This is a genomic window from Streptomyces ossamyceticus (genome assembly GCF_001418475.1).
In the GTDB taxonomy this organism is placed as follows: domain Bacteria; phylum Actinomycetota; class Actinomycetes; order Streptomycetales; family Streptomycetaceae; genus Streptomyces; species Streptomyces ossamyceticus.
This window is the reverse complement of record NZ_LIQX01000516.1, coordinates 1-7,365: the sequence shown is the minus strand read 5'-3', so window position 1 is coordinate 7,365 and position 7,365 is coordinate 1. Positions and strand designations below refer to the sequence as shown.

Here is a 7,365-nt window from a genome sequence, read left to right as displayed (position 1 = left end):
GGCCGGGGCCTCGGTCAAGGTCATGGCCAAGATCAAGTTCATGACCTTGACCGAGAGCACGACCACGGTCACGGTCACGGCCATGGTCATGGTCACGGCCATGGATTGATCCACTTCGTTCTCACGGCCCACGAAGGCCAGCGCAACACCCGCCTCTTCTGGGCCGCCTGCCGCGCCTACGAGAACGGCCTCGGCCCCGACCTCGCCAACGCCCTCATAGACGCCGCGATCCACACGGGCCTCACGGAACGCGAGGCCCGCTCGACGGTGGCGTCGGCGGCACGGATGTCGGGGCTGAGGGGGTGAGCAGGGAATGGGGGCGGGGGCGGACCATGCCGCTGCCCGCTCTCGGTCTCGGTCTCGGTCTCGGAGCACTCTTAATAACCGACGTGCGGCTGGCGCCCAGGATTCGGGCGGCGGCCGCACGTCGGCTGCGGGTCACTGGGGGGCGCCTCGGGCACGCCGCATCTCCGGGCCGGCGTCGGCGGAAGCCGGGCCGACCGCATCGCACGTCACACGGCGCCCGCGCTACTCCGCTACTCCGCTACTGCACTGACTGCGGGCCATCCACCCCACGCCCTACCGCGGAGGCGGCTCTTCCCGGCCGCCCGGGTCCGTCTGCCCTGTCTGGTCCGTGCCCAGCTGCTGCTTGAGCCGGTCCTGAGCGGTGTCGACGTGACGCCTGTGCTTGCCCTGGGTCTTCTCGTCGACGAAGTCGCCGGCCCGGTCGACGCCCTTGCCGGCCTGCTCCTCATGGCCCTTCAGCATGTGCTTGAGCTTGTCCATCACAGACATCGCGGCTCCTTCCGCTGTTCGCCGTCCCCTCCAGAATCAGCGCCCGTCCTCCACCCCGCATCCGGAGACGCGGAAGGGGTGCCCCGCACACCGGGACACCCCTCCCACCCGGCAACTTCACCGGAACACACGCGCGCTCGTCCCGTACCGCTCATCCCGCACCGCTCACCCCGTACCGCTGACGCCGGGCGCGACGAACCGTCGGTGCAGCGGGCTGAAGACGATCTCGGGCGACCCCGTGAGGCCGGCCTTCTGGATCGCGGGCGCGAGCCGCTCGCCGAAGAACGCCTCGAACGCCTCCTGGGAGTCCCACACATCCGTCACATGGAAGCCCTGGTCGTCGAACCAGGCCACATGCATCTGCCCACCGGCCGCCGGAACCTCCTCCCAGCCGACCGTGTCCCGCACCGTGTCGTACTGCTCCGGCGTGACCCCCGCCCAGTGCATCGACAACACCACAGCCATGCCAGGCCCCCTTCAGCTGATTTCTCGCCGATACCGGCACGGGGATCGTTCCACCCACCGGGTTGCGCCCGGCAGAGCGTGCGGGCGCACACCGGTGACCAGCCAAGCCCCCGCGCGCTCGCCCAGCGCGGCTCTGTGTGAACCCACGGGCTTGTGCGATACGACGGCGTCGGCTGATCTCCCGTAGTGTCCGGAATAACACGGTTTTCCCAAGAGATGTGTGCCGACGGCCACAGCGGGCCGGAGACGCGTAGGCTCATACTGAGCCATGACAAAGCCCGCGGCACCGAAGCGTCACTTGCCCACCAGCCCGTTCAAGGCCCCGGTCGCACCGGCTCCCAAGCACTTCGCCCTGGGCGACCAGGTCACGCACGACGTGTACGGACTCGGCCGGGTCGTCGGCATCGAGGACGGAATCGCGGCGCTCGTCGATTTCGGCTCGGCGCAGGTGCGGATCTCGAGCCCGTACGCCAAGATGACCAAGCTGTAGAACCGCTGTGCCCGGTCACGGCACACCAGGTCCCCTGAGGGACCTGTAACGAAAGGCAGACCTCTCATCGACCAGACGTCGCTGTTCTCCGCCCTGGAAGGGCAGCCCAGCCGTCCCACCGCGGTATCGCCGCCTCCGACGACGGACCCGTTCCGGGCCCCGGACTTCGGAGAGGACGAGCCCTACTGGCCCGAGGACGCACAGGACCCGGCCCCGGCCCCGAGCCCCGTTGCCCGGCCGGCCCGGTCAGCCCGGCCCCCCAGGGCTGCCTAGCGCCCACGGCGCAGAAGAAGGGCCCCTGACCACCGGACGTGGTCAGGGGGCCGTTCACGGCGTGCCCGGTATGCCGCATGGCACCGGTCATCCGGCCCACGGACCCAAGACCCCCGACCCCGGACGTCGGACCTCGGACCTCGGACCTCGGCCACGCCGCCGTGATCACCGCGCTTCGTCCCCCGTCGCACCGGGCCGCTGGTCACGGTCGCCCGGCTGGGAGGGGTCCGGCGGCGCGAGCGCATAGGCGGCGATCATGCCTGCCACACTCATCAGGCAGTTCAGGTAGACGTCCATGGTGGGCGCGGTGCCGTTGACCGCCATGATCAGAACGATCCCGGTCACGAGCACGGCGAGAAACGTCGTGTAGTGGCGGCGCAGCGACATCCTGAGGTCGATCGGCATGTGCGGTCACCTTCCTCTTCCGATCCTCGACTTGAGATGTCGGCCAGTTGACCAGGCACCGCTCCACGCGGTCCAGAGATTCCGGCAGAGCCCGAAAGTCCCGGAAGCTTCGGCGGAATTCGGGCTTCTTCGGCGGGATTCGGCGAAGTTCGGCGGCCGCCCGGAGAGAGTGGGACGATCACGGTCGTCGGACCGATCACACGCGCGGAGCCGATCGCCGTCATCAGACGGGATGACGGTCATCGGACCGGATAGCGGTCGTCGGACCGGCCAACGGTCTCAGGGGGAACTCAGTGGGAACGATGAACGTCCACGCGGGCGGTGTGCCGCCGGCCGTGCGTCGCTTCGCGGCGGAACTGAGCCGGCTGCGGATCACCGCGGGCACCCCGCAGGTCACGACGATCGCCGCGCGGGCGCAGTGCAGTCCGTCGACGGTCTCCGAGGCCCTCAACGGGCGCCGCCTGCCCGGCGAGACGGTCACCCGCCGCCTGGTCGCCGCGCTGGACGGGGAGTGGAGCCAGTGGCAGTCCCTGTGGCGCGAGGCCAGGACGGAACTGGACAGGCTCAAGCGGGAGGGACCCGAGGCGCCGGTGGAGGCGCTGAGGGCGGAGATGGTGCGCTACCCGGACCCGTCCTCCTTCTACCGCGCCTCGGCCGCACGCATCCGGGCGGCCCGCCGCGAGATCCGGCTCACCTACGTCCGACGGCACCCGCCCAGCCACTGGGGAGCACCGGAAGTGGCCGAGTACTTCAGCACGGTGCTGGACTGGGCGAGGGACCACTCCGGTGAGGGCGCCAGCGCCCGGCGCATCATCGGCGTCCCCGAGCGCGACGGCACACCGGAGCCGGCGTACTTGCAGTGGCTGCTCGACCACCGGCGGGAGACGGCTGACATCTACGCCTACGAGGCGCGCGTCATGCCCTGGACCGCCTCCTGCGCCTGGCACAACACCGGCCTCGTGGACGACTCCGTCACGTTCCTGTCCTTCTCCGGCGCCGGCCGCCAACAACTGACGGGCTTCAGCGTCGAAGGCCCCGCCTTCCTGCGGTACTTCGCGGACAGCTTCGACCAGGCGTGGGGCGCACTGGAACCCCTGGACGTGTACGCGTCCCGGCACAGCCGCTGACTGTCCCGCCGACCGAACGCCACCCACCCTCAGCCGGCCACCACGTCGGACTCACCGTCCTGCCTGCCGGAAAACACCAGCCAGGCACCGCTGTTGACCGCACCAAGAGACACCCATGCCAGGCCATACCGCACCAACCGCATGCCCCCCCTCCCAGCCATGGGGAGCCCCGAAGACCAGCCAGACCGCGAGCCCCATACCGCCCACCACACCCACGACCCCAACGGCACGACGTAAACCAATACTCATGGGTACATGATCTCCCGCGCCCTTGGCCCAACCACAGGTCCAGGAACACACAACGGCCCCTGACCGTCTCACCTGGTCAGGGGCCGTTCGCTACGCGGTGGGTGTGGGATTTGAACCCACGGTGACTTGCGCCACGACGGTTTTCAAGACCGTTCCCTTAGGCCGCTCGGGCAACCCACCCGTGCCCCGGCCCACCAGGGGCGGAGCGGGTACAGCGTACCGGCCCGGCGCGGGTCTCGGGGGCCGTGGGCCGCGCGTGGGCCCTTCTCGGGGAGGACGGGTCACGCACCGCCCCGAGGGAGAGGGGCGCCGCCCCCAGCAGCCGGCTGGAGCACGTTCGTGTCAGCCGGCTGTGTGCGCCTCCGTCAGCTGTCGCCCTCGCGTTCGCCGAGGGTGACCTCGGCGGTGCGGGTCTTGCCGTCGCGGGTGTACGTGAGCGTGACCTTGTCGCCGGGCTGGTGGGTCCAGATCTCGCCGATGAGGGTGGGGCCGCTGTCGATGACGTGGTCGTCGAGCTTGGTGATCACGTCGCCGGACTTCAGACCGGCCTTGTCGGCGGGGCCGTTGGGCGTGATCGAGGACGCGCCGTTCGCCCCGGCTTCGGTGATCTTCGCGCCGCCGGTGCCCTCGGTGAGGGAGACCGAGGCGCCGATCACCGGGTACACCGGCTTGCCCGTCTTGATCAGCTGCTGGGCCACGTTCTTCGCCTGGTTGATCGGGATCGCGAAGCCCAGGCCGATCGAACCCGCCTGCCCCGAACCGAAGCCGCCGTTGCTGGCGGACTGGATCGCCGAGTTGATGCCGATGACGTTGCCCCGGGCGTCGAGCAGCGGACCGCCGGAGTTGCCCGGGTTGATCGACGCGTCCGTCTGCAGGGCGCTCATGTACGACGCCTTGCTGTCCTGGGAGCCGTCGCTGGAGGCCACCGGGCGGTTCTTCGCGCTGATGATGCCCGTCGTCACCGTGTTCGACAGGCCGAAGGGCGCGCCGATCGCGATCGTCGAGTCGCCCACCGCCACCTTGTCGGAGTCGCCGAGCGTCAGCGGGTTGAGGTCCGACGGGGCGTTCTTCAGCTTGATGACCGCCACGTCGTAGCCCTGCGCGTGGCCGACCACCTCGGCGTTGTACTTCTTGCCGTTCGGGAAGGTCGCCGACACCTTGCCGCCGTCGACCGCCTCCGCCACCACGTGGTTGTTGGTGACGATGTGCCCTTCCTTGTCGAACACGAAGCCCGTGCCCGTGCCGCCCTCGCCGTCGCTGCCCGACGCCTCGATCGTGACCGTGCTCGGCAGCGCCGCCGCGGCCACCGCGGCGACCGTACCGGCCGCGCGCTTGACGTCACCGCCGTTCTGGGAGGCCGAAACGGTCGTGGAACCCGTCGAGTTGTCGTTGCGGTCGGCCAGCGTGTAGCCGATACCGCCACCGACACCGCCCGCCACCAGCGCGGCCACCAGGACCGCCGCGATCAGACCGCCGCGCTTCTTGCCGCCCGGCTGAGGGGCCGACTGCTGCGTCTGCTGCCACGAGGAGCCCCAGCCGCCGCCCGCGCCACCGCCGTGCCCACCGGCGCCGCCCTGGTCACCAGGGCCGCCCGGCCCCGCGACACCACTGCCGTCGGCGTACGTGTGCCCGCCGTCCGCGTACGACGGGACGGCCGGCGGAGCCGGGGGCGGCCACGCGGCGTCGGGCGCGGAGGCACCCTCGGGAGCTCCGGCAGCCCCGGGACCTCCAGGCGCACCCGGAACACCGGGACCGCTCGGCACACCAGGACCGCCGGGTGCCTGGCCGTAGCCTCCACCGGCGCCGGGCGCCTGCCCATAGCCGTGGCCGGCTCCATGGCCGGGGGCCGACGCGGCCGCGTACCCGGGCGCACCCGCGGTCACCAGCTCCGGCTGAGCCTGCTGCCCGTGCGGCTGCTGCCCGTGCGACTGCTGCCCGTACGGCTGCTGCTGCGCATGGGCCACCGGCTGCTCGTGCGGCGGCTGCGGCTGAACCGCCGTCTGGTCCGGCGCGGTCGGCGGGACCGGCGGGAGCTGGGCCGTCGGCGCGTTCTCGGCGGCGCCGGCGTCGGCCGGGGGCGCCGTGTGGGCGGTCGGTGCCGGCTCGGAGGTGGTTCCCGCGGGGGCCGCGCTCGGCTCGGGGGCCGGGGCCGGCGCGGAGGCAGCGGGAGTGTCCACCGGCACGGGAGGTGCGGACGGGGCCGGGGGTACCGCGGTGCCCTCGTTCTCGGTGCTCACAGCTTCTCTCCTCGATCCACGGCTGTCACCTGTCAGCGGTCGACTCGTCTTGGGCGCACAGCGGGGCCGTGCGCGAGTTCTTGTATGCGGTCAGCTTTTCCCACGAGCCGTCAGGGCACCATAAGCGGTGTCTGTGGGTCCGGGAGGAACCTTTATATAGGATCTATCTGACTAAAGGTGCACATCACCTTGGTGCCGCAGCCGTACGACGCCACCACCCCGACGCGTACCCCCGTCACGGTGGCACCATGACGCGGTGACCCACGCACGACAGCTCCCGATTCAGGTCGTCGCCCATCGAGGGGCCTCCGAGGAAGCCCCCGAGCACACGCTGGCCGCGTACAAGAAGGCGATCGAGGACGGTGCGGACGCTCTCGAATGCGATGTCCGGCTGACCGCGGACGGCCATCTGGTCTGTGTCCACGACCGACGCGTCAACCGTACGTCGAACGGCCGCGGCGCGGTGTCCGCCCTGGAGCTCGCCGATCTCGCCACCCTGGACTTCGGCTCCTGGAAGAACGGCGACGAGGCACCCGACTGGGAGATCGCCCCCGAGGAGCGGGCCGACACCTCCGTCCTCACCCTGGAACGGCTGCTCGAACTCGTGGCCGACGCGGGGCGCCGTGTGGAACTGGCCATCGAGACCAAGCACCCCACGCGCTGGGCCGGACAGGTGGAGGAGCGGCTGCTGGTGCTGTTGAAGCGGTTCGGGCTGGACGCGCCGGCGTCGGCCGACGAGTCGCCGGTACGGATCATGAGCTTCTCGGCACGCTCGCTGCACCGCGTGCGGGCCGCGTCCCCGACGCTGCCCGCGGTCTACCTGATGCAGTTCGTCTCGCCCCGGCTGCGGGACGGACGCCTGCCGGGCGGCGTCCGGATCGCGGGCCCCTCCATCAGGATCGTGCGCAACCACCCCGCGTACATCGAGCGCCTGAAGAAGGCCGGGCACCAGGTCCACGTGTGGACGGTGAACGAACCCGAGGACGTCGACCTCTGCGTCGGCCTCGGCGTCGACGCCATCATCACCAACCGCCCCCGCGCGGTCCTCGACCAGCTCCACCGCTGATCCACGCCGCGAACGCCGCGCACGCGCCCCCACCTCCCACCACCGACCCGCACCGCGCACGCGCCGCCGCCCCTTCCGCGCCCCCTCGGCGCGCCCCCTTCGGGCGCTCCTCCGCGTGCCGCCCCCCCTTCAGTCCGAATACACGCCTGTTCACTCTTGGCCATGCCACTGGCCCTCTCCGCAGCCCCGCACACCCTGTCGGCGGAGGTAAGAATTCCGCCAGAACGGCGAATCTGTGTGCGCGGACAAGTCCGTACA

Annotated in this window: 7 protein-coding genes, 1 tRNA gene and 1 pseudogene; 4 read left to right on the top strand and 5 right to left on the bottom strand. The window is 70.9% G+C overall.

The genetic code is table 11. From position 1 onward, the window contains the following. Positions 1-93: 93 nt before the first annotated feature. Positions 94-306, top strand: a pseudogene (locus AOK15_RS31585) (primase alpha helix C-terminal domain-containing protein); the annotation flags it as partial. A gap of 273 nt (positions 307-579) precedes the next feature. On the opposite strand, the gene AOK15_RS31580 reads toward AOK15_RS31585, so the two are convergent. Both AOK15_RS31580 and AOK15_RS31575 read right to left on the bottom strand, forming a co-directional pair. Then, positions 580-795: an antitoxin gene (locus tag AOK15_RS31580; RefSeq protein ID WP_055521759.1), complete on the bottom strand. Its 216-nt coding sequence runs from the start codon at positions 793-795 to the stop codon at positions 580-582. 165 nt (positions 796-960) lie between these two features. Next, positions 961-1,260 (bottom strand): hypothetical protein, encoded by a 300-nt coding sequence (locus AOK15_RS31575; RefSeq protein WP_055521758.1) that lies wholly within the window; start codon positions 1,258-1,260, stop codon positions 961-963. Positions 1,261-1,528: 268 nt separating this feature from the next. Between AOK15_RS31575 and AOK15_RS31570 the strand changes: the two genes are divergently transcribed. Then, on the top strand, positions 1,529-1,750 hold the full coding sequence (locus AOK15_RS31570; RefSeq protein WP_055521757.1) for a hypothetical protein: 222 nt from the start codon (positions 1,529-1,531) through the stop codon (positions 1,748-1,750). Between the two features lie 438 nt (positions 1,751-2,188). Here the strand turns inward: AOK15_RS31570 and AOK15_RS31565 are convergent, their stop codons facing one another. Further along, positions 2,189-2,428 (bottom strand): hypothetical protein, encoded by a 240-nt coding sequence (locus AOK15_RS31565; protein ID WP_055521756.1) that lies wholly within the window; start codon positions 2,426-2,428, stop codon positions 2,189-2,191. Between the two features lie 302 nt (positions 2,429-2,730). Here AOK15_RS31565 and AOK15_RS31560 point away from each other — a divergent pair, with 302 nt between their 5' ends. Next, entirely contained in the window at positions 2,731-3,555 is an 825-nt protein-coding gene (locus AOK15_RS31560; RefSeq protein ID WP_055521755.1) for a helix-turn-helix domain-containing protein, read from the top strand. A gap of 344 nt (positions 3,556-3,899) precedes the next feature. Here AOK15_RS31560 and AOK15_RS31555 read toward each other — a convergent pair. Both AOK15_RS31555 and AOK15_RS31550 read right to left on the bottom strand, forming a co-directional pair. Then, positions 3,900-3,984 (bottom strand) — tRNA-Ser (locus AOK15_RS31555). A 185-nt stretch (positions 3,985-4,169) separates the two neighbouring features. Then, positions 4,170-6,041, bottom strand: a complete 1,872-nt coding sequence (locus AOK15_RS31550; RefSeq protein WP_055521754.1) for a S1C family serine protease — start codon at positions 6,039-6,041, stop codon at positions 4,170-4,172. A 256-nt stretch (positions 6,042-6,297) separates the two neighbouring features. Here AOK15_RS31550 and AOK15_RS31545 point away from each other — a divergent pair, with 256 nt between their 5' ends. Beyond that, positions 6,298-7,107 carry a glycerophosphodiester phosphodiesterase gene (locus tag AOK15_RS31545; protein ID WP_055521753.1) on the top strand — a complete coding sequence of 270 codons (810 nt, stop codon included), beginning with the start codon at positions 6,298-6,300 and terminating at the stop codon, positions 7,105-7,107. Positions 7,108-7,365: the final 258 nt, after the last annotated feature.

Excerpts from the sequence above, each read along its gene's own strand:
- AOK15_RS31580 (WP_055521759.1), bottom strand. The coding sequence starts at position 795 with ATGTCTGTGATGGACAAGCTCAAGCACATGCTGAAGGGCCATGAGGAG.
- AOK15_RS31575 (WP_055521758.1), bottom strand. The coding sequence starts at position 1,260 with ATGGCTGTGGTGTTGTCGATGCACTGGGCGGGGGTCACGCCGGAGCAG.
- AOK15_RS31570 (WP_055521757.1), top strand. The coding sequence starts at position 1,529 with ATGACAAAGCCCGCGGCACCGAAGCGTCACTTGCCCACCAGCCCGTTC.
- AOK15_RS31565 (WP_055521756.1), bottom strand. The coding sequence starts at position 2,428 with ATGCCGATCGACCTCAGGATGTCGCTGCGCCGCCACTACACGACGTTT.
- AOK15_RS31560 (WP_055521755.1), top strand. The coding sequence starts at position 2,731 with ATGAACGTCCACGCGGGCGGTGTGCCGCCGGCCGTGCGTCGCTTCGCG.